Here is a 19,796-nt window from a genome sequence, read left to right as displayed (position 1 = left end):
TTGAGATCCTTAAGGGTTAAAATCCGCGCTCACGGCCAAACGACTACAGGTGGAACATGGGTACAGAGTGGAACGGCGACTACGTCAGCCCCTATGCAGAGCACGGCAAGAAGAGCGAACAGGTCAAGAAGATAACCGTCTCGATCCCGCTCAAGGTGCTGAAGGTGTTGACCGATGAGCGCACCCGTCGCCAGGTGAACAACCTGCGTCATGCGACCAACAGCGAGCTGCTCTGCGAAGCCTTCCTGCACGCCTTCACCGGCCAGCCGCTGCCCTGCGACGACGACCTGCGCAAGGATCACCCGGACAGCGTCCCCGCCGAGGCCCGCGCCATCATGGAAGCACTGGGCAAGGAAATCGAAGACTTCGACGCCGAGTGATCCGGCTGCCCATGGCAAACGATGCTTTCCCTTCGATGACGCGGCCCGGTGCCGCGTCATGCTTATCTGCCGCCTCCCCTTTCAGCCTGCGCCGCTACCAGAGCGACATGCAGAGCCACAGCCACGACCATGCCCAGCTGGTGATCCCCCTGGACGGCCCCCTCGAGATCGAGGTGCAGGGCCAGGGGCGCCGCCTCGCCCCGGGTTTTGCCTGCATCATCGCCCCCGGCCTTCGCCACGACTACGCCGCCGACCCGGTGCACGCGTTTCTGGTGCAGGAGAGCCACTGGCTGCCGGAGGCCCTGGGGGATCACCCCTTCGTCGAGCTGGATGACGCCCAGCGCCACTACCTCGCCTTCCTGCACCGCATGGTGGCCGAGGGGCGCCACGTGACCGGCATGGATCAGGTGTGGCTGGGGCTGCTGACCGAGGGACGCGGCATGGGCCCCGCCGTCGCCCCCCGCATAGCCCCTCGTATCGCCAAGGTGCAGCGCCATATGGAAGCGCACCTCGCAGACCCCCTCACCAACGAGCGGCTCGCCGCCATCGCCTGCCTCGGCCAGAGCCAGTTCAAGCACGCCTTTCGCCAGCAGGTGGGCATGAGCGTCTCCCACTACCTCAGGACGCGGCGCATGGCGCTGGCCCGCACCCTGCTGACCCAGACCGCCCTGCCCATAGGCGAGGTGGCCAGCCGCTGCGGCTACCAGAACCAGGGAGCCTTCGGCGAGCGCTTCCTGGCCGAGACCGGACTGACCCCTTCCCTCTGGCGCCAGCAAAACGGCCGCCTGCCGTAACCGGTCGGCTCTTTGCCGAAGACAATCCCCAGGCATTCGAGGCATGCTGAGGCTCATGCAAGGTATGGGCAACGAGGAGCCAAGATGCAGACCATAAGCTGGCAGGATTTCGAGATGGTGGAGCTCAGGGTGGGCACCCTGGTGCGGGTCGAACCCTTCCCAGAGGCGCGCCGCCCCGCCTACAAGGTGTGGGCGGATTTCGGCCCCGAGCTTGGGGTGCGCAAGAGCAGCGCCCAGATCACCGACCTCTATCGGCCACAGGATCTGGTGGGGCGCCAGATCGTCGCCGTGGTGAACTTTCCCCCCAAGCAGATAGGCCCCATCCAGTCGGAGTTTCTGCTGACCGGCTTCTACCGGACGGACGGCGCCGTGGTGATCGCCATCCCCGAACAGGCGGTGGAGAACGGCGCCAAGCTGGGGTGAGACAACGGCAAGGCAACCAGAGAGCAGAGGCAAGAGAGGCGACCCCGGGGTCGCCTCTCTTCCTTGATGCTGACTGGCACGCTTATTTCAGCAGGCTGAACAGCAGGGCAGAGACCGCCAGGGCGCCGGTCAGCAGGATGAAGCCGTTGACCCAGCCGTGACGGAAGCGGGCCAGCGCCTCCACCTTGTAGATGGCCACCACCGGCATGATGAAGAGGATCATGGCGATGACGGGGCCGGAGAGGGTCTCCATCAGCCCCAGAATACCCGGGTTGATGACGGCGGCGCCCCAGATGGCGAAGAACATCAGGGCGATGCCGAGCTTGTCCGCCTTGGCCAGCGACAGGCCGGTGGGCTTGGCGATCAGGCTTTTCAGGCTCTCGCGGGCGCCGAGGAAGTGGCCGAGGAAGGAGGAGCTGATGGCGATGAAGGCGATGAGCGGCCCCAGGGTCACGATCACCGGGTTGTCGGTGATGTTGGCGAGATAGGAGAGTACCGAGACGTTCTGGGCCTTGGCCTCGGCCAGCTGGGCCGGGGAGAGGCTCAGCACGCAGGAGAAGACGAAGAACAGCACGAAGCCCACCAGCATGACGGTGGTGTTGCGCAGGATCAGGCCGCTCTTGGCCTCCGCCTGCTCGCCGTATTCCCGGCGCTGCACGTTGGCAAAGCCCGAGATGGCGGCGGCGTGGCTGAAGGCGAAGACGGTGACCGGCAGCGCCAGCCAGACGGTGTTGAGGAAGCCAGCGCCTTCAAAGGCGGTCATTTCCGGCCACTGCCACTGGGGAATGAGGTAGCAGGAGAGGGCCAGCAGGATCGCCGCCAGCGGGTAGACCATGACGGCGAAGGCCCGCAGCATCGCCTTCTCGCCGGCCAGCATCACGGCGATCATGGCGAACACCAGCACACCGGAGAGCATCACCCGATCCGGGGAGGCCAGGCCGAGCTGATTGACCATGAAGCTCTCCACCGTGTTGGTCAGCCCGACGCCGTAGATGAGCAGGATCGGGAAGATGGATAGGAAATAGAGCGCCGAGATGAGGCGCCCGGCCATCTTGCCGAAGTGCTCCTCGGCCACCTCGGTGAAGTCGGCCTGGGGGCGCGACGACGAGAGCACGAAACGCGCCAGCCCGCGGTGGGCCAGGAAGGTCATGGGGCCAGCCAGCACGGCGACGATGACGAGGGGCCAGATCCCCCCCAGACCCAGGTTGATGGGCAGGAACAGGATGCCGGCGCCGACGGCGGTGCCGAACAGGCTGATGACCCAGTGGGTATCGTGGCGACGCCAGCCGGTGCTGGCCATGGTGGAGGGGGAACCGGACAGCTCCCGCGAGACCTCTGCAGATAAACTCATCGATAAATCACTTTTATGCAGTATTAAAACCTAAAAAAATTGTGCTCCTTTAGCATTTAATTCTCAAAAATGGAGGCTGGCAGATCTCACTGGCAAAGCCCTGTTCCACCAGTGAGATTGGGAGGGAATTTCAACCCGGATTATTCAATTAATCCTGATACAAACCAAAAACTAGGAATATAAAACCAAAATTAAAACCCACGTCGATTTTTTATTTCGATGAAGTGTATGTTTTCAGAATTAACTGAAATTTATGCCAGTGCGGCCAGATTGGATGTGATGATCCACTGCCATTATCGCCATCACTAGCGAATCTCCCTGAAATCCCCATGGCCACCCAGTGGATCACACCAATGCAATCAGGCGACCCTGTGGTCGCCTGATTGCATTCCCAACGAGATTGTCGACCCGTCAGTGGGCCAGAATGCGTCCCCAGGCGAGATCCGGGTCCCCCATCACGATGAAGTCCGGGTTCTCCAGCGACTCCGTCTCGTTGTAGCTCAGCGGTTGCAGCGCCAGGTTGAGGATGCGGCCGCCGGCCGCCTCCACGATGCACTGGGCGGCGGCGGTGTCCCACTCCCCGGTGGGGCCGAGGCGCACGTAACAATCCGCCACGCCTTCCGCCACCAGGCAGGACTTGAGGGAGCTGGAGCCGAGCGGGATCAGCTCGTAGTGGATGGCCGGATTGAGACGGCGGGTCAGGTTCTCCAGCTTCTGGCGGCGGCTGATGGCCACCACCAGGGAGTCGGGCTGATCGTGTTCATGGTGCATGGCGCTGATGGGGCGCACCTCGCCATTCGCCTCCTTGAAGGCGCCGTGGCCGCGCACCGCCCAGTAGAGCAGGTCCGACTCGGGGGCATAGATGACCCCGAGCACGGGCACATTGTCCCGTACCAGGGCGATCAGGGTGGCGAAGTCACCGCTGCCGGCGATGAACTCGCCGGTGCCGTCGAGGGGATCCACCAGCCAGTACTGGCGCCAGTTCGCACGCTGGCTGAAGGGGATGTCTGCCGCCTCTTCGGTCAGCACGGGCACATGGGGAGTGAGCGCCGACAACGCCTGCTTGAGGTAGGCGTCGGCGGCAAGATCGGCACTGGTGACCGGGGTCGCATCCTCCTTCAACTGGCGCTCGAACTGGCCGCCACGGTAGATCTCGTGAAGGATCCGCCCCGCTTCGCGGGCGATCGCCTTGACCTCAGGTATCCAGGCCAACAACTCCTGCATGGTGCTTCCCTCTGTCTCTGATTGCCTAACCGCCCTGAACGGGCTAATCCTGCTGCTCCGCCAGCCAACGTTGGGCCAGCAGCAGGGCACTGATGCTGCGCGACTCGCTGAAATCGGGGCGCGCCAGCAACTCGTCGATCCGGTTGAGGGGCCAGGGGATCACCTCCAGGGGCTCGGGCTCGTCGCCGACCCGCTGCTCGGGGTAGAGATCCCACGCCAGCAGGATGTCCATCCGGCTGGAAAAATACCCCGGCGCCAGCGACACCTGCTTGAGCAGGGTCAGGCTGCTCGCCCCGAAGCCCGCCTCCTCCATCAGCTCCCGGTTGCCCGCCTCGATGGCGCTCTCCCCCGGATCGATCAGCCCCTTGGGAAAGCCCAGCTCGTAGGAGTGGGTGCCCGCCGCGTACTCGCGCACCAGCAGCAGGGTATGGGCATCGAACAGGGGCACAACCATGACGGCGCCTCTGTTGCCGCCGCGCATCCGTTCGTAGACCCGCTCCTCGCCGTTGGAGAATTTCAGGTGGAGGGACTCCACCTTGAACAAGCGGCTCTCGGCCACGATCTCGGCCTTGAGGATCTCGGGCTTGCTCTTGTCGTGCGCCATGGTCTCGGCACTGAGGTGCACGGGGTTGCGCTTGTGGGGATCGCTCATCGGGGCTGACTGCTCGTTAAAAATCGTGTTTCAAGAGTAAACGACTCCCCGGGTGAACACCACGGGGCAAGGGCGGGAAAGATGCCCGAAAAATCCGTTATAATGCCCCCCCGTTTTTCCCCTCCCCCACAGACATCGCGAGGCCCCATGTCGACTCCCCTGCCCTGGCACCAGATAGATACCGTTTTGCTCGATATGGATGGCACCCTGATCGATCTCCATTTTGACACCCACCTCTGGCAGACCCTGGTGCCGGAACGCTACGCCGAGCGGCTCGGCCTGCCGCTGGCCGAGGCCAGGGCGCAGATCGAGGCGCACTATCACGCCGTCAGCGGCACCCTCGACTGGTACTGCGTGGATTACTGGAGCGACACGCTGGGGCTCGACATCCGCGCCCTCAAGCAGGAGATCCTGGCGAAGATCCAGTGGCGGCCCCACGTCCTCCCCTTCCTGGCCGCACTGCGGGCCGCGGGCAAGCAGCTGGTGCTCTTCACCAATGCCCACCCCGCCAGCCTGTCGGTGAAGGATGCGCACCTCGGCCTCGCCGAGCACCTCGATCTCATGGTGAGCACCCACGATCTCGGCTGGTCCAAGGAGAGCCAGCACTGCTGGCAGGCACTCGCCGAACGGCTGGCGTTCGATCCCGCCCGCACCCTGTTCGTGGATGACAGCGAGCGGATCCTGCGCGCCGCCGCCGACTACGGCATCGGCTACCAGCTCGCCATCCAGAATCCGGACAGTTGCCAGCCCGAGCAGCGCATCACCGCCTTCCCCGCGATCCGCGACTACGCCGAGTTATTGCCGCTGGCCGTGTGACGCCAACAGGGGAACCAAAGCTCACCGCCTTCCCCATCCCATTATGCTCCGCGACTACGCCGGATGGCTGCCGCCGACCCAGCGGGCAGCGGGCAAACAAAAGGGCTGCCAGGGCAGCCCTTGTCGATCCCGGGTCGACTCAGTCCCGCCACGCCACCAGCCGATACTGCTTCTTGCCCCGGCGCAGCAGCAGGTAGCGGCCGAACAGCCGATCGTCGGCGGTGAGCTGCTCATCCCGGCGGATCTCGCCGTTGAGGCTGACGGCCCCCGCCGCCAGCAGCTCCCGGGCGATGCGCCTGGAATTCGCCAGACCGCTCTCCACCAGCAGGGTCACCAGATCCGTCTCCCCCGCGATGTGACTGCAAGGCAGGCCATCCTGCGCCAGCTGGGCGAGATCGCTCTCCCCAAGGCGGGCCACGTCGCCACTGAACAGCAATTCGCTGATGCGCCGCACCGCCGCCAGCGCCCCCTTGCCGTGTACCAGCTCGGTCAACTCGTCCGCCAGCACCTGCTGGGCCAGCTTGCGCCCTTGCCGCTTGGCATCGTCCGCCTCCAGCGCGGCGATCTCGGCCAGCGGCATAAAGCTGTAGTAGCGCAGGAAGCGGTAGACATCCTCGTCCGCGGTGCCGAGCCAGAACTGGTAGAAGGCGTAGGGGGAGGTGAGCGCCGGATCCAGCCAGATTGCGCCCCCCTCGGTCTTGCCGAACTTGGTGCCGTCCGCCTTGGTGATGAGGGGCAGCGTCATGCCATAGACCTGCGCCTGATGCAGTCGGCGGGTGAGATCCATGCCGCTGGTGATGTTGCCCCACTGGTCGTTGCCGCCGATCTGCAGGGTGCAGCCGAGGCGCAGGTGTAGCACGGCGAAGTCCTGGGATTGCAGCAGGGCGTAGGAGAACTCGGTAAAGGAGATGCCCTGATCCGGGCGGGCCAGCCGCTGGCGCACCGATTCCCGGGCCAGCATGGCGTTGACCGAGAAGTGCTTGCCGATGTCCCGCAGAAAGTCGAGGGCCGACATCTGCCCCATCCAGTCGGCGTTGTTCACCAGCCGCGGCGCCGCCAGCCCTTCGCTCGCCGGCAGCAGCGCTCTTATCTGGCCCGACAGGCTGGTCACCCAGCCCTGCACCGTCTCGGCGCTGTTGAGGTTGCGCTCGGTCGCCTTGAAGCTGGGATCGCCGATCAGGCCAGTGGCACCGCCCACCAGCGCCACCGGGGTGTGGCCCGCCAGCTGAAAGCGGCGCAGCATCAGGAGTGGCACCAGATGGCCGATGTGCAGGCTGCCGGCGGTGGGATCGAACCCGCAGTAGACGGTGCGCGGGGTGGCGAGGTGATCGCGCAGCGCCGCCGGGTCGGAATTCTGGGCCACCAGGCCGCGTCGGGTGAGCTCGTCGAGCAGATGGGGATTGATCATGGAAGACTCCAACAGCAGGGGGAAAAGCCAACATATTCGCCGCTCTGGCCTGCACCGAATATGTCCCCTAGGGGACAGTTTTGTCACTCCCGTGCTAGCATCCGGCCATAGTGGGTAGCCAGCCCAGCCACCCGGAGCCCATCGCCATGCCCCCGTCTCCTGCCAAGGATACCCTGACCCCAGGCCTGACCGCCGCCGTCGATGCCCTGCACGGCAGCGGCTTCCCGGCGGCCCTGGTGCACCTCATCCAGCAGCAGGTGGCATTCGACTGCGCCCTGCTGCTCGGGGTGGGGCTGCGCCCCGTCTACCTCTACGACAACCTGCACCACCAGCGAGCCCTGCTGTTCGACCGCTACCTCACCCGCCACTTCAGCCAGGATCCCTTTATGCAGGCGCTGGAGCAGGGGCTGGGTGCCGGGGTCTGGACCCTGGCACAAGTGTCGCGGGGGCGGCTGGACCCCGAGTATCGCCACCACTTCTACCAGGCCACCGGCTGGCAGGAGGAGGTGGGGCTGATCCTGCCGGTGCGCGCCGGCTTGACCCTGATGCTGTTTCTGGGGCGGCTCGACAAGCGCAGTTCCCTCGGCCGGGACGAGCTGGCCCGGCTGGAGGCGTTGTTTCCGCTGGTGCACTCCCTGTGCCGCCAGCATTGGCGAGAGGAGACGCCGCGGCTGGCGCTGAGCCCGTCCCTGCCGGGTGGCGTCGACCTCAAGGATACGGTGGCGCAGGCCATCGCCAGTCTGGGGAGCGAGAGCCTCACCCGGCGGGAGCACCAGGTGGCGGGCCTGCTGCTGCAGGGGCTGGACACCGATGCCATTGCCGCCGAGCTCGGCATTGGCAGCGGCACGGTGAAGAATCACCGCAAGCACCTCTACGCCAAGCTGCACCTGCGCTCCCGGGCCGAACTGTTCCACTTCTTTCTCAACCACCTGATCACGGTGCCAAGCGGCACGGCCCCATAACGACACCACCCCGCCAGGGCGGGGTGGTGTTCATAGTGCCAAAACAACCGTCACAGCCGTCACAGCCGTCAGATGCGACCCTGATAGCGCAGCGGGAAACGCCCCTGACCATCGGGCTGGCCGAGGAAGGGGAGTCCCTGCTTCATCTGGTCCGGCAGCTCGGGCCCGGGTTTGAGGGTGCCCTGGAACAGGTACTGGCGATTGGCCTGCAGCTCCAGCTTGCCCAGCACCTGCACCGCCTCCGAGCCCTGCTTGATCTCGGCCACCAGCCGGGAGTCGAGGCAGGTCAGCTTGATCTCGGGATCCCCCAGCGCCAGCTTGCCCGCCGGAGTGTCCGCCTGCGCCTCATACCAGTGGAGGTCGCCATAGAGGTTGTCGCACCAGGGATTACCCTGGGCAAACTGATCGATCTTGAGCTGCAGCTGGCCCCCCGCCGTCAGGGGGAAGGGCGGCCTCATCGGCACCCGCCCCAACACCCAGGAGGCCGGCGCGTTCAGGGTGATGTCGCGGCCGAAGGCGGTGCCGCTCCAGCCGACCACCCCCTGACCGTTGAGGCCGCCGCGCTCGCCAAAGCGGACCGAGACCTCGGGCGCCAGGCGCAGCAGGGACCAGCCGTTCAGCTCCCAGCGCACCTGGGTCAGCGACTCGCTGGCGTATTGCAGACGGGCGACCTGACCGCTCCAGAGGGTGCCGCTCACCCCCTCCAGCCGCACCAGGTTAGGGGGGAGTGGCAGGTGGCGCACCACCAGGGATGCGGGCAACTGGGCCAGCAGGAAACCGAGATAGGCCAGCAGGAAGAGGCTGGCGATCACTATTTTTCGCTTCATTGGGAACGACTCAACTGCAAACGTCTGACCTTGACCAGCCCGGGCGCCAGCCCCTCGCGGGCCACCTCGATGATCTGCACCTGGACGCCGTACTGATCGGAGAGGGTCGCGAGCCAGATCAGCAGATCGTCGAACGGCACAGTGTCTATCCACACCTGCAGCTCCTGTCCCTGGGGCTGCAGCCGGGCAATCTTGATCTTCTGGTTGAAGGCGGTGCGGTTCACCACCCCGTCCAGAGTGCCGCCGGTATCGATCTGGCGGCCCTGGCCACCCTGCATCGCCAGCACCTCCTGTCCTTTTTCCTTGAGCCAGGCCAGGGTCTGCTGCTGGTTCACCACCTGCCGCTCCCGCTCGGCGATGCGGCTGGCCACGGGCTGCCAAATGGCCCAATAGAAGAGGCCGATGAGCAGCACGCTGCCCCCCACCGCCACCAGCCGCTGCTCGCGGCCGCTGATGCCGCGCCACCAGCCTTGCAGTTTGTCCATCATGACGATCTCCCCTTGAGCACCAGCGCCCCTTCGACCTTGCCTTCGGTGCTTCGCACCTCACCCTGCTGCACCTCGAAGCGCTTGCCCGCCAGCTCGCGGAAACGCTCGATCTCGGTGAAGCCGGGGGCCGTCACCTGCAACCTCAGCTCGCCCCGGGCTGCATCGAAGCGCAGTACCTCGGGCTTGAGGCCGGGCACCTCGGCAAACACCGGGGCCAGCTCGGTCAAGAACAACAGGACGCCGTCCTGGGGAGCCTGCCCCAGGGACTTGAGGTGCTGGGTCATCTGGCTGCGCACGTTGACGATGCGGCTCTCCCCCGGGAAGATCCGGGTGTAGACCTGCCGGATCTCCGCCTTGAGGGCCTTGTCCTGCTCCGCCAGCTGATAGAGGTGCACGCCGCGCTGGGCCAGGGCCACCAGCAGCAGCCCCCCCGCCAGCAGGGCCACCTTGCGCCACTGCAACCAGTAGCGGGCGTATTCGGTCTGGGGACGATAGGCCCCCTGCAGCAGGTTGGCCTGACAGGCGAGCGCCCCTTTCGCCAGCAGCAGCATGGGCAGTTCGGGATCGGCCGCCTGCCAGTTGCCGGCCGCCATGGCGGGGATGGGGGTATGACTGTGGAGGGTGACGGGCTCGGGCTGGGCCGCCAGCAGCATGGCCAGCAGGGACTCCTCCGCCACTATGCCCTGACGGGGCCCCTGGCGAACCAGCCACTCCTCACCCAGTTGCAGGGCGGACCAGCCATCGTCGGCCAGCGGCAGCGCCAACACGTCCGGCAGCAGCTGCAGGGTCTTGAGCCCCGCCTGCTGCAACCAGTCGAGCCAGGTCTGCATCTTCGCCCTGTCTACCGCCATCAGATCCACGTCCTGACCCTGATGGCCCAGCACCACCAGGTGCAGCTCGTCCACGTCGGAGGCGATCTGCTCCTCCAGCAGATAGGGCAGGGCCGCCGCACTCTGGCGGCTGTATTTGCCCGGCAGGCTGACCCGCCGGAAGATAAGATCGCTGCCGGGCACCAGGGTCACCACGGGGCGACCGCCGGCACGCTCCTGCAGCTCGCCGAGGGCATGGGCCGAGGCCAGGGTGCCGGAGGCGATGATCTCCTGCTCCTGCGTCGACCACACCAGCCAGTGCACCGGCTGCTGTGCATGGGTCCCCAGACGGATGACCAGACTCTCGCTCACAAATCATTCTCCTGCCATGCCCGCCGGCATAAGGTCGCCGGGCGGGGTCGCAGCCTTGGGCTGCAATCTGGATAAGGGGCGGGACGGACGGGTCTGTCCCGTCCTCTCCCTGTCATTCGGCGCCGCCGCTCAGGCGGCGCAGCATCACCAGCTTGTTGTCCTTGCCACGCTGGAAGACGGTCTCGAGCCTGGCCCGGGTCTCCCCCACCTCCGCCAGCAGATGGGCCTCGAAGAAGCTGCTCTTGATGTCCAGGGCCCCGTCGAGCCCGGTGATGGCACCCGGCTGGACCTGGAACTGCTCCGTCATCTCCTGCTTGTTCTTCCACCCCTTCCTGGGCCTGTTGGTCAGCACCTGTCTGGCATCGTCGAGGGATATCCTGCCCTGGTAGAGCCCCACCAGCAGGGCCGCCTGCTCCGGCTTGATGGTGTTGATGTTCACCACCAGCTTGTCGTTAGGCAGGGCGCACACATAGGGGGCGAGCCTCGCGTAGAGCGCACCGCTCACCCCGCGCACGGCCCGCAATTCGTCCGTACCCAGCATCCGCTGGTTCGCCACCAGATAGGGGGGATTGAGCCCCTCGTAGTAGGCATCCTCGGCCCCGTTGCTGGAGACCAGCTGGGTATCCTTGTCGGTCCAGTCGCGGATGGCGTCCGTCAACTGCACCGCCTCGTACTCGTCCACCTCGAGCTGGGCCAACAGGGCGCGGAACGCCTTGAACTGGTAGGGCTGGGACTCGAGATCGTCGCCGTTCTCCCCCTCCCTGAGGGGCACGCTCAGGCTGTTGAGGTTGAAGCAGGATTGCAGATCCCGCACCCGGCCGGACAGGGTGCCATCCTCCACCGGGAAGACCCCGTCCTCCCGCGCCCAGTGCTGTCCCAGGCTCACCCGGTCCGGATCATCCTTGTAGTCCTGGTTCAGCGCCTTGATCACCAGCGCCTCCGCCGACATGGCATACCACCAGGCCTGCTTGCCCAGGGTGAGGTTGGCGGTACGCCGCAATTCCAGCTGCAACCTGCCGCTCATGTTGCTGGCGACGATCACCATCACCGACAGGATGAGCAGCACCACCAGCAGAGCCATGCCCCCCTGCCTGGCGGGGCTTGTCATTGGTCTAACCGCCATTCTCGGCCCTCTGGCCACCGGCCCCTATCAGGAACTGGCGACGTATGATGCCGTAATCCTCCAGCTCCAGCTCCACCGCCAGCCCGTAAGGCAGCAGGTCGCGCTGGGTCCACTCCTCCTTCCACTGCCCCCTGTCATAGAAGTAGAGCCGCAGCGCCGTCACCCCGGTCAGCACGGGCTGGATGCGCGGCTCGGTGCCGATGGCCGGATCCGGATAGAGGTAGCTCAGCCGCTCCAGGGTCTGCCCCTTGAGCCGCCAGCCCACCCGTTGCAGTCCGGAACGCGGCAGCATGCCATCCGGATTGAGCCAGCCACCGCGAGTGAAGGCCATGCCCCAGTCGTCGCTCTGCTGGCCGAAGCGCGACGCCGCCAGCAGTACCTTGTTGTTCTCGCCGTCGATGCGACCGCTGCGCGGCACCATCTGGGTGACGTCCCGCTCCAGCAGGCTGAAGGCGAGTTGCAATTCGGAGAGGCGGGCCTCCTTGCGCTTGGCCACCTCGTCGCTGGTCAGCACCCCTTGCAGCACCTGATAGGCCCCTAGGCTCAGAGTGGCGAAGATGGCGATGGCCACCAGCATCTCCAGCAGGGTAAAGCCACTGTGGCACGATGGGCGGGTGTTGCTCTGGCTCATCGGCTGACACCGGCTCCGGATCATGGAGACACGTTGATGAATGTTCATCGGCTGAGATAGGTCCGGATCATGGCCACCGGGCTCTCTGCCTTGGGCGCGGTGCGCACTTCCATGTCCAGCGCCCTGAAGTTGCTGTCCGCCGTGGCGACACCGCGATAGCGCCAGTACCAGGTCTGTCCGGCCATCTCCTCGTCCCCTTCCACCCAGCTGTCTCCCGGCCACTTGCCCTCAAGCCTCTGCTGCACCAGCTGATTCTCCACCACCCAGGTCGCCAGGGTCTTCTGCTCCAGATAATTGAGGCCGGAGAGGTGCTCGCTGGCGGTCTTCATCACCGCCAGCCCGGCGATGGCGAACACCGCCAGGGCCACCATGACCTCCAGCAGCGTCATGCCGCGCCCCCTGCCGGGGCCACCCGCCAGAGAGGTGCGGCAAACCCGAACGCCGCCTGTGTGCCTGGTGCCCCTCACTCTTCTTCCTCTTCATCCTGCAACAGGGAGAGGCGACCGAACTCGTCCCCCCTGACGGTGCGTAGGTACTCCAGGTCCTCGTCCTGCTGGCTCAGGGTCAGCACGAAGGGGGTGAGCTCCCCCCCCGGGAAGACGAAGATCTGGGGCGTGCGCTCCTCTTCGGCACGGCCCTGTTCCTGGCGCTCGTCCGACTCGGTACGCCAGTTGAAGCCTTCCAGCTCCACCGCCAGGGTCATCCCCTCCGGCAGCTGCACCGGCCCCAGCAGCTTGTCCCCGGTCAGCGCCTGCCACTTGCGATCCTTGGCCGCGCGGGACATGAACTGCCAGCCGTTCTCCTCGACCCTCAGCCCCAGCAGCCGGCCATCCATAACCGAATACTCCTGCGCCTGCTGCAGGGTCGCCATGAAGCGGCGCGCCTGCTTGTCCAGTTCCCGATCCCCCCTGGCGCCCCCCATGCTGAGGGTGACGGCAGTGGCCACCAGCCCCATCAGCATGGCCACCAGCAGAACTTCCAGCAGGGTAAAACCGGCATGGCGACTATGCTTCATGGCGCCAGCCCCAACTGCATGGCGGTAGCCTCGAGCCGTCCCATCAACATGGCGACCAGCAACACCTCCAGCAGGGTGAAGCCGGACTGGCGACGGGCAGAGGAGGCCACCTTCATTCAGGCAGCTCCGGGGTGACGGGGTGAGCGCGACGCGGCGGGATCACTTATTGGAAATCCTTCAGGTTCCAGTTGCCGATGTCGTCATCGGTCCCGGCTTCCCCGTCCATCCCCATGCTGAAGATGTCGATCTTGCCGAACTGGCCCGGGCTCAGCAGCTGGTACTGGTTGCCCCAGGGGTCCTGCGGCAGGCGCTTGATGTAGCCCCCGTCCCGGTAGCTGCGCGGCTCGGGAGATGCGGTCGGCTTGTTGACCAGGGCATCCAGACCCTGCTCCGTGGTCGGGTAGCGGTTGTTGTCCAGCTTGTACATGTCCAGGGCGTTTTCCAGCGCCACTATGTCGGAGACGGCTTTCTGCTGATCCGCCTTCTCCTTGTTGCCCATCAGGTTGGGGACCACCAGGCTGGCCAGGATCCCGAGGATCACGATGACCACCATGACTTCCAGCAGGGTAAAACCGCGATGACGACTGTGCATTACTACTTACTCCCTAACGAATGAGATGGCGCGGGCCATCAGAAAGTGATCCATGGGTTCGACGGCCAGCCGGCCCTCGAACGCCTAAGCCTCATAAATTCACCATGTTGTTGAGCTCCAGGATCGGCTGCAGTATCGACATCACGATAAAGAGCACCACCCCGGCCATGGAGACCACCAGCATGGGTTCGAACACCCCGAGTGCTATGTTCACCTGGGTCTCGAACTCCCTGTCCTGGTTGTCCGCCGCCCGCTCCAGCATGCTGTCGAGCTCGCCGCTCTGCTCGCCTGAGGCGATCATGTGCAGCATCATGGGCGGAAAAATCCTGGTTTCATCCAGCGCCTTGCGCAGGCTGGTCCCCTCCCGCACCCGCTCGGTGGCCTCACCGATACGCATGCGGGCATAGTCGTTGGAGAGCACCTCCCCCGAGATCTTCATCCCCTCCAGCAGGGGCACGGCACTGGCGTTGAGGATGCTTAAGGTACGGGCGAAGCGGGCGGTGTTGAGCCCTCGGCTGACCCGACCTATCACCGGCAGGCGCAGGATGACCTGATGCCAGTGACGGCGACGCTTGTCGTCGGTCAGCCACCAGCGCCAGACCAGAGCAGCGAGGCCGAGCAGCAGCAGGAACCAGAGGCCGTAGTGCTGCAGCAACTCGCTGGTGCCGATGAGGAAGCGGGTGGTGCCCGGCAGTTGCTGGCCCATGTGCTCGAACTGGGCCACCACCTTGGGCACAACGGCGGTGAGCAGTATGGAGATGACGCCGATCGCCACCAGGGTGAGGACTATGGGATAGATCATCGCCTGCAGCAGCTTGGTGCGCATGTGCTGGCGCTGCTCCGTGTAGTCGGCGAGCCGGTTCAGCACCTTCTCCAGGTGACCGGACTTCTCGCCGGCCGCCACCATGGAGCGGAACAGCTGGTCGAACACGTGAGGGAAGGCCCCGAGCGAATCGGCCAGCGAGTAGCCCTCCACCACCTTGCTGCGCACCGTGGCCACCAGGCTGCGCAGGTGGGCCTTCTCGCACTGTTCGGCGACGGCCTTGAGCGCCTCCTCTATGGTGAGCCCGGCCCCCACCAGGGTCGCCAGCTGGCGGGTGATGAGGGCCAGCTCGGCGGTGCTGGCGCCGCGGCGCAACAGCACGAAGCGGTTCGCCTCGCGCTTCGCCTTTTCTGTGGTCTCGTTCACCTCGAGAGGCGTCAAGCCCTGTTCACGCAGCAGCTGGCGCACCTGGCGGGCGGAGTCCCCCTCCATCACCCCAGATTTCTGCCTGCCCCTGGGGTCGAGCGCCTTGTATTCGAACGCCGCCATCTCAGTCTTCCCGGGTCACGCGCAGTACCTCTTCGAGGCTGGTCTGGCCCTGGAGGACCTTGTCGATGCCGTCGCGGCGGATGCTGGGGGTATGGGCCCGGATCAGCCGCTCGATGGCGAGCTCGCCGCTGGCACCGTGAATCGCCTCGCGCACCGCCTCGTCCACCACCACCAGCTCGTGGATGCCGGTCCGGCCGCGATAGCCGGTGTGGTTGCACTGCTCGCAGCCCACCGGGCGCCAGATCTGCTGATCCGGTGGAAGATCCAGCCCCATGGCGAGGCGCTCCTGCTCGGTGATCGGGTGCGCGGTGCGGCAATCCAGGCAGAGGGTGCGCACCAGCCGCTGGGCCAGAACCGCCAGCAGGGACGAGGAGAGCAGGAAGGGCTCTATCCCCATGTCCCTCATCCGGGTGATGGCGCCGATGGCGGTGTTGGTGTGCAGGGTCGACATCACCAGGTGACCGGTCAGCGACGCCTGCACCGCTATCTGGGCGGTCTCGAGGTCGCGGATCTCCCCCACCATCACCACGTCCGGATCCTGACGCAGGATGGCGCGCAGGCCGCGGGCGAAGGTCATGTCCACCTTGCTGTTGACCTGGGTCTGGCCCACCCCTTCGAGGTCATACTCGATGGGGTCTTCCACCGTGAGGATGTTGCGATCCCGGGAGTTGATCTCGGACAGGGCCGCATACAGGGTGGTGGACTTGCCCGAACCGGTCGGCCCCGTCACCAGTATGATGCCGTGGGGCTTGCGAATGAGATCGCTGATGATGTTGCGGTTGGCGAGCGTCATGCCGAGCTGCTTGAGCTCGAGGCGCACGTTGTTCTTGTCCAGCAGTCGCAGCACCACCCGCTCGCCGTAGCTGGAGGGCATGGTGGAGACCCGCACGTCCACGGCGCGGCCGCCGATGCGCAAGGAGATGCGGCCATCCTGGGGCACCCGCTTCTCGGCGATGTCCATCCGCGACATCACCTTGATGCGCGATACCAGCAAGGAGGCGAGCTTGCGATGGGGCCGCAGTATCTCCCGCAGCACGCCGTCGATGCGAAAGCGAATGACCAGGGCCCGCTCGAAGGTCTCGATGTGGATGTCGGACGCCTCCTCCTTGATCGCCTCGCTCAGCATGGCGTTGATGAGGCGGATGATGGGGGCGTCGTCGTCGGCGTCCAGCAGATCTTCGCTCTGGGGCAGCTCCTCGGCCAGGGCGAAGAAGTCCATCTCGTTGCCGAGATCCTCCATCAGCTGGCGCGCCTCGGAGGAGTCGCGCTGGTAGTGGGCCATCAGGAGCGTCTCGAACTCGTCGCTGCCAAGCTGTTCCACCAGGAAGGCGCAGCCCGCCACCCGCCGCACCTCCAGCAGGGTCAGCGGGGTCACGCCCTGGCGACAGAGCAGCACTGGGGTCCCCTGGCGCTCGGTCAGGATGACCCCGAAGTTGCGGGCGAAGGCGAACGGCAGTTCCGGCAAGGAGGCCGGCAGCTCGCTGCCATCGAGCTGATAGGCGGCCATCAGGGCTTGCTCTGCACGAAGGGTTGACTCTGGGGCTGCTGCACTGGCTGCTGCGCCATGGGTCTCACCACAGTGGTCGACTGTTGCTGCGCCTTCATCAATTCGATCTGCTTCTGCACCTCGGGGGAGAGCATCACGTCCTGGCCGTAGGCGGGCAACACCTGGCGGGTCGGCGAGGTGGCATAGCCCTCCTGGGCGGCCAGGTTCAGCTGCTCGGCGCGGAACAGGGTGTACTTGTTGCTGGAGACCCCGGTGTAGACGTTGGCGTCACGCAGGATGGTTGGCCGGATGAAGACCATGAGGTTGCGCTTGGCCGTGGTATTGGAGGTGGAGCGGAACAGGTAGCCCAGCACGGGGATGTCGCCGAGCAGCGGCACCTTGGAGACCTGCTCCTTGGTCTGTTCGTCCATCAGGCCGCCCAGCACCACTGTCTCGCCGCTCTTGACCAGCACGGCGTTCTTCACGGTGCGGGTATCGAAGGTGGGGCCCAGGTTCGCGGTCCCGGTCGCCTGGGTCTGGGCCACGCTGGAGACCTCCTGCTCGATGTTGAGCAGCACCGAGTCCCCCTCGTTGATCTGGGGCGTCACCACCAGCTTGGTGCCCACCGTCTTGCGCTCTATGGTGTTGAACACCTGATCGCTGGTGGTGGAGCTCTGGGAGCCGCTCTGCACCGGCACTTCCTGGCCGACGTTGAAGGAAGCTTCCTTGTTGTCCATGGTGACGATACTCGGGGTCGAGAGGATGTCGTTCTTGGTGTTGGTGGAGAGCGCCGTCACCAGGGCGGCCCAATCCCCCTTGTAGAAGCCCGCCGCCATGCCGCTGAAATCACTGAGCAGGTTTTCGAGCCCGTCGGTGTTGCCGTTGTCGTCGTAATCCTTGCCCGCGATGATGGCGGGGCCGATGGGCAGGCCGGTATTGGTGAACTGGGTGCCGCCGCCGTTGGCGTTGGCCCACTGCACCCCGAGGTTGAGGCCGTCACCGTCCTGGATCTCGACGATGATGGCCTCCACCAGCACCTGGGCACGGCGGATGTCGAGCTTGGCGATCACCTGCTCCAGCTCGGCCATGACGTCCGGCTGGGCGGTGATGACCAGGGCGTTGGTGGTCTCGTCCGCGGAGATGGCGAGCTGGCCGCCCCCAATGCTGGCGCCGCCGGCGGCCGTGGCCGCCGCCCCGCCCTTCTTGTCCGCCGCGATGCTGGAGCTGACGCCCTTGAGCACGTCCACCAGATCCTTGGCCTTGCCATATTTCAGATAGAAGACCCGGGTGTTGCCCTGGCTCTGCAGATCCCGATCGAGCTGGCGCACCATCTGGATGATGCGGGCCCGAGCCTTGGGCTCGCCGCTGATCACCACGGAGTTGGTACGCTCGTCGGCCACCACCTTGGGGGAGAGCAGCAGGGAGGCGTTGGCCCCCTGATTGCTGCCGTCCTTGTTCAGATTGGTCACCAGCCTCACCATCTCGCCGGCGGAGGCGTACTTGAGCTTGATGACGTCCATGTCCTGGTCACCGGCCTTGTCCACCCGGCGCACCACCTCCACCAGGCGATTCACCACGGCCGCCCGGCCGGTGATGAGCAGCACGTTGGAGGGTTCGTAATGGACCACGTTGCCGCCGCCGGCGTTGTCGTTGAGCTGACGCAGCAGGGGGGCCAGTTCGCGCACCGACACGTTGCGCACCGGCACCACCCGGGTCACCATCTCGTCGCCCACACCGGGATTGCTGTCATCCACCACGGGAATGGCCGAGGTCTTGGCATCCTTGGATCGCACCACCTTGAGGACCCCGTTGTTCATGGGCACCACGGCGAAGCCGTAGACGTCGAGCACGCTCAGGAAGAACTGGTAGTACTGATCCTCGTTGAGCAGATCGTAACTGCGCACATTGATCTTGCCGCGCACCGAGGGCTCGATGATGATGGTCTTGTTCAGGTTCTTGCCGACCGTGTTGATGAACTCTTCGATGTCGGCGTTCTTGAAGCTGGCGGAATATTCGGTGGCCCAGGCAGAACCGGCCATCATCAAGGCTGCCGCCACAGTGGCGAGACGCCAGTGCTTCCCTTTATTTGTCATTCTTGGTGCTACTCCGATTCATTATTCTGACAAGCCGACATACACGTCGTAGAGCTGTCCTTGCCGCTCGACGGTGACGGTCATTTCCGTGGCACCCGCCACCTGCTGCATCGCCTGCATGGCCTGTGCGTTGTCACGGAGATCCAGGCCATTGATGCTGACCGCCAGATCGTTGGCGACCAGACCGAGCTGATTGAACACTTCCGGATTGCGGCCTGGATTGAGACGATAGCCGACCATGCGGCCATCCACCCGGACCGGGGAAATATTGAGGTAATCGGTGATCTTGCCTGGATTGCTCAGCAACTCGCTGCGCACCGAGGAGAGCTTGTCGTCCTGGGTGCCCTGCCTGGGCAGCGGCTTGCCATACTCTTCCCCGTCCAGCATCAGGGTCTCGTCGCGCCCCTCCCGGGCGATGATGACCCGGTCGGCGAACACCTGGCGGATCTTGGCCTGGGTGCCGTCGATGTAGTCACCTATGCCATAGGAGTTCTGCAATCCGTTGTGGGCGATGATGGCGATGGACTTGGCCGGATCGGAGCTCGCCAGCACCCCGTTGAGCTGGGCGTTGAGCTGGGTCTTGGGGGCATCGGCTGCGACGGCATCTGCCACCTTGTCGCCCTTGGGCTGCTGCGCCTTGCCAAACAACGAGAGGCGGCTGACATTGGCGATATCCAGGCGATTGCCGCCACTGCCCTGGGCCGAGGTGACCGATGGCTGCCAGGGGACGCTGCGGGATGGCTGGGCCAGCTCGAACAGGCGCCAGGTGAGCACGGCGCACTGCTGCGCCAGCAACAAGAGCAGCAGCCAGAACAGAGGCTGGCTGAAACGGGAGAGTGGCACGGCCTTGCAGCGAGCCAGAAGGGGGCTCAGCAAGTCATCCCTGAACGGTAGCGTCATCTTTATCAAAATTGTCTGGCATCCAAGTCGGTTGGCTATTGTGTACGGCAATGGACCCAGAGACAACCGACCGGATGGGATGAGGGGGTGAAAATCCAGATCCCGTCACACCGCCGTTCTCCCTGTTTCTATCCCCCC

The 19,796-nt window shown here is 65.2% G+C and carries 21 protein-coding genes and 1 pseudogene; 5 read left to right on the top strand and 17 right to left on the bottom strand.

What is annotated here, in order from left to right:
* Positions 1–56 precede the first annotated feature (56 nt).
* From metJ to AB5Y72_RS18425, 3 genes are all read left to right on the top strand, one after another.
* Positions 57–380, top strand: coding sequence for a met regulon transcriptional regulator MetJ (gene metJ, locus AB5Y72_RS18435; protein ID WP_005327165.1), 324 nt, complete (start codon positions 57–59; stop codon positions 378–380).
* 35 nt (positions 381–415) lie between these two features.
* Positions 416–1,174 carry an AraC family transcriptional regulator gene (locus AB5Y72_RS18430; protein ID WP_325782860.1) on the top strand — a complete coding sequence of 253 codons (759 nt, stop codon included), beginning with the start codon at positions 416–418 and terminating at the stop codon, positions 1,172–1,174.
* A gap of 84 nt (positions 1,175–1,258) precedes the next feature.
* Entirely contained in the window at positions 1,259–1,597 is a 339-nt protein-coding gene (locus AB5Y72_RS18425; protein ID WP_216991026.1) for a tRNA-binding protein, read from the top strand.
* An 82-nt stretch (positions 1,598–1,679) separates the two neighbouring features.
* Here the strand turns inward: AB5Y72_RS18425 and AB5Y72_RS18420 are convergent, their stop codons facing one another.
* From AB5Y72_RS18420 to nudE, 3 genes are all read right to left on the bottom strand, one after another.
* Complete coding sequence (locus tag AB5Y72_RS18420; protein WP_368199399.1) at positions 1,680–2,948, bottom strand: aromatic amino acid transport family protein; 1,269 nt, start codon at positions 2,946–2,948, stop codon at positions 1,680–1,682.
* A gap of 411 nt (positions 2,949–3,359) precedes the next feature.
* Positions 3,360–4,172 (bottom strand): 3'(2'),5'-bisphosphate nucleotidase CysQ, encoded by an 813-nt coding sequence (gene cysQ / locus AB5Y72_RS18415; protein WP_368199397.1) that lies wholly within the window; start codon positions 4,170–4,172, stop codon positions 3,360–3,362.
* A gap of 43 nt (positions 4,173–4,215) precedes the next feature.
* Positions 4,216–4,824 (bottom strand): ADP compounds hydrolase NudE, encoded by a 609-nt coding sequence (gene nudE, locus AB5Y72_RS18410; RefSeq protein ID WP_161646606.1) that lies wholly within the window; start codon positions 4,822–4,824, stop codon positions 4,216–4,218.
* 147 nt (positions 4,825–4,971) lie between these two features.
* Between nudE and yrfG the strand changes: the two genes are divergently transcribed.
* Complete coding sequence (yrfG, locus tag AB5Y72_RS18405) at positions 4,972–5,640, top strand: GMP/IMP nucleotidase (RefSeq protein WP_368199396.1); 669 nt, start codon at positions 4,972–4,974, stop codon at positions 5,638–5,640.
* A 139-nt stretch (positions 5,641–5,779) separates the two neighbouring features.
* Here the strand turns inward: yrfG and tyrS are convergent, their stop codons facing one another.
* Positions 5,780–7,048 carry a tyrosine--tRNA ligase gene (gene tyrS, locus AB5Y72_RS18400; protein ID WP_368199394.1) on the bottom strand — a complete coding sequence of 423 codons (1,269 nt, stop codon included), beginning with the start codon at positions 7,046–7,048 and terminating at the stop codon, positions 5,780–5,782.
* 146 nt (positions 7,049–7,194) lie between these two features.
* On the opposite strand from tyrS, the gene AB5Y72_RS18395 reads away from it, so the two are divergent.
* Positions 7,195–8,010 carry a LuxR C-terminal-related transcriptional regulator gene (locus tag AB5Y72_RS18395; RefSeq protein WP_368199392.1) on the top strand — a complete coding sequence of 272 codons (816 nt, stop codon included), beginning with the start codon at positions 7,195–7,197 and terminating at the stop codon, positions 8,008–8,010.
* A gap of 68 nt (positions 8,011–8,078) precedes the next feature.
* Here AB5Y72_RS18395 and exeN read toward each other — a convergent pair whose 3' ends face one another.
* The 13 genes and pseudogenes from exeN to exeC form a co-directional block, all read right to left on the bottom strand.
* Positions 8,079–8,837: a GspN family type II secretion system protein ExeN gene (exeN, locus tag AB5Y72_RS18390; protein WP_216991033.1), complete on the bottom strand. Its 759-nt coding sequence runs from the start codon at positions 8,835–8,837 to the stop codon at positions 8,079–8,081.
* Complete coding sequence (gene exeM / locus AB5Y72_RS18385; RefSeq protein ID WP_368199390.1) at positions 8,834–9,325, bottom strand: GspM family type II secretion system protein ExeM; 492 nt, start codon at positions 9,323–9,325, stop codon at positions 8,834–8,836. Before exeM ends, exeN begins: the two co-directional genes overlap by 4 nt.
* Entirely contained in the window at positions 9,322–10,506 is a 1,185-nt protein-coding gene (exeL, locus tag AB5Y72_RS18380; protein ID WP_368199388.1) for a GspL family type II secretion system protein ExeL, read from the bottom strand. Before exeL ends, exeM begins: the two co-directional genes overlap by 4 nt.
* A gap of 112 nt (positions 10,507–10,618) precedes the next feature.
* Positions 10,619–11,614 carry a GspK family T2SS minor pseudopilin variant ExeK gene (gene exeK, locus AB5Y72_RS18375; RefSeq protein WP_302055606.1) on the bottom strand — a complete coding sequence of 332 codons (996 nt, stop codon included), beginning with the start codon at positions 11,612–11,614 and terminating at the stop codon, positions 10,619–10,621.
* Between the two features lie 4 nt (positions 11,615–11,618).
* Positions 11,619–12,260: a GspJ family T2SS minor pseudopilin variant ExeJ gene (exeJ, locus tag AB5Y72_RS18370; protein WP_042075897.1), complete on the bottom strand. Its 642-nt coding sequence runs from the start codon at positions 12,258–12,260 to the stop codon at positions 11,619–11,621.
* Positions 12,261–12,304: 44 nt separating this feature from the next.
* On the bottom strand, positions 12,305–12,649 hold the full coding sequence (gene exeI / locus AB5Y72_RS18365) for a type II secretion system minor pseudopilin GspI (protein ID WP_209794007.1): 345 nt from the start codon (positions 12,647–12,649) through the stop codon (positions 12,305–12,307).
* 74 nt (positions 12,650–12,723) lie between these two features.
* Positions 12,724–13,275 (bottom strand): GspH family T2SS minor pseudopilin variant ExeH, encoded by a 552-nt coding sequence (exeH, locus tag AB5Y72_RS18360; RefSeq protein ID WP_042075900.1) that lies wholly within the window; start codon positions 13,273–13,275, stop codon positions 12,724–12,726.
* A gap of 5 nt (positions 13,276–13,280) precedes the next feature.
* Positions 13,281–13,391 (bottom strand): annotated as a pseudogene (locus AB5Y72_RS18355) (prepilin-type N-terminal cleavage/methylation domain-containing protein); the annotation flags it as partial.
* Between the two features lie 47 nt (positions 13,392–13,438).
* Positions 13,439–13,867 (bottom strand): GspG family T2SS major pseudopilin variant ExeG, encoded by a 429-nt coding sequence (gene exeG / locus AB5Y72_RS18350; RefSeq protein ID WP_216991036.1) that lies wholly within the window; start codon positions 13,865–13,867, stop codon positions 13,439–13,441.
* A 91-nt stretch (positions 13,868–13,958) separates the two neighbouring features.
* A complete protein-coding gene (gene exeF / locus AB5Y72_RS18345) occupies positions 13,959–15,179 on the bottom strand; it encodes a GspF family T2SS innner membrane protein variant ExeF (RefSeq protein ID WP_042075903.1) in 1,221 nt (406 codons plus the stop codon).
* Between the two features lies 1 nt (position 15,180).
* Positions 15,181–16,686, bottom strand: a complete 1,506-nt coding sequence (exeE, locus tag AB5Y72_RS18340) for a GspE family T2SS ATPase variant ExeE (RefSeq protein WP_368199387.1) — start codon at positions 16,684–16,686, stop codon at positions 15,181–15,183.
* Entirely contained in the window at positions 16,686–18,758 is a 2,073-nt protein-coding gene (gene exeD, locus AB5Y72_RS18335) for a GspD family T2SS secretin variant ExeD (protein ID WP_368199386.1), read from the bottom strand. Before exeD ends, exeE begins: the two co-directional genes overlap by 1 nt.
* A 21-nt stretch (positions 18,759–18,779) precedes the next feature.
* Positions 18,780–19,634 carry a GspC family type II secretion system variant ExeC gene (exeC, locus tag AB5Y72_RS18330; RefSeq protein ID WP_280842014.1) on the bottom strand — a complete coding sequence of 285 codons (855 nt, stop codon included), beginning with the start codon at positions 19,632–19,634 and terminating at the stop codon, positions 18,780–18,782.
* Between the last annotated feature and the right edge of the window lie 162 nt (positions 19,635–19,796).

The sequence above is a fragment of the Aeromonas sp. R7-4 genome (assembly GCF_040908055.1).
Classification (GTDB): Bacteria; Pseudomonadota; Gammaproteobacteria; order Enterobacterales; family Aeromonadaceae; genus Aeromonas; species Aeromonas sanarellii.
Note: the sequence above shows the minus strand (reverse complement) of the source record. Positions and strands in the feature narration are given on the sequence as shown.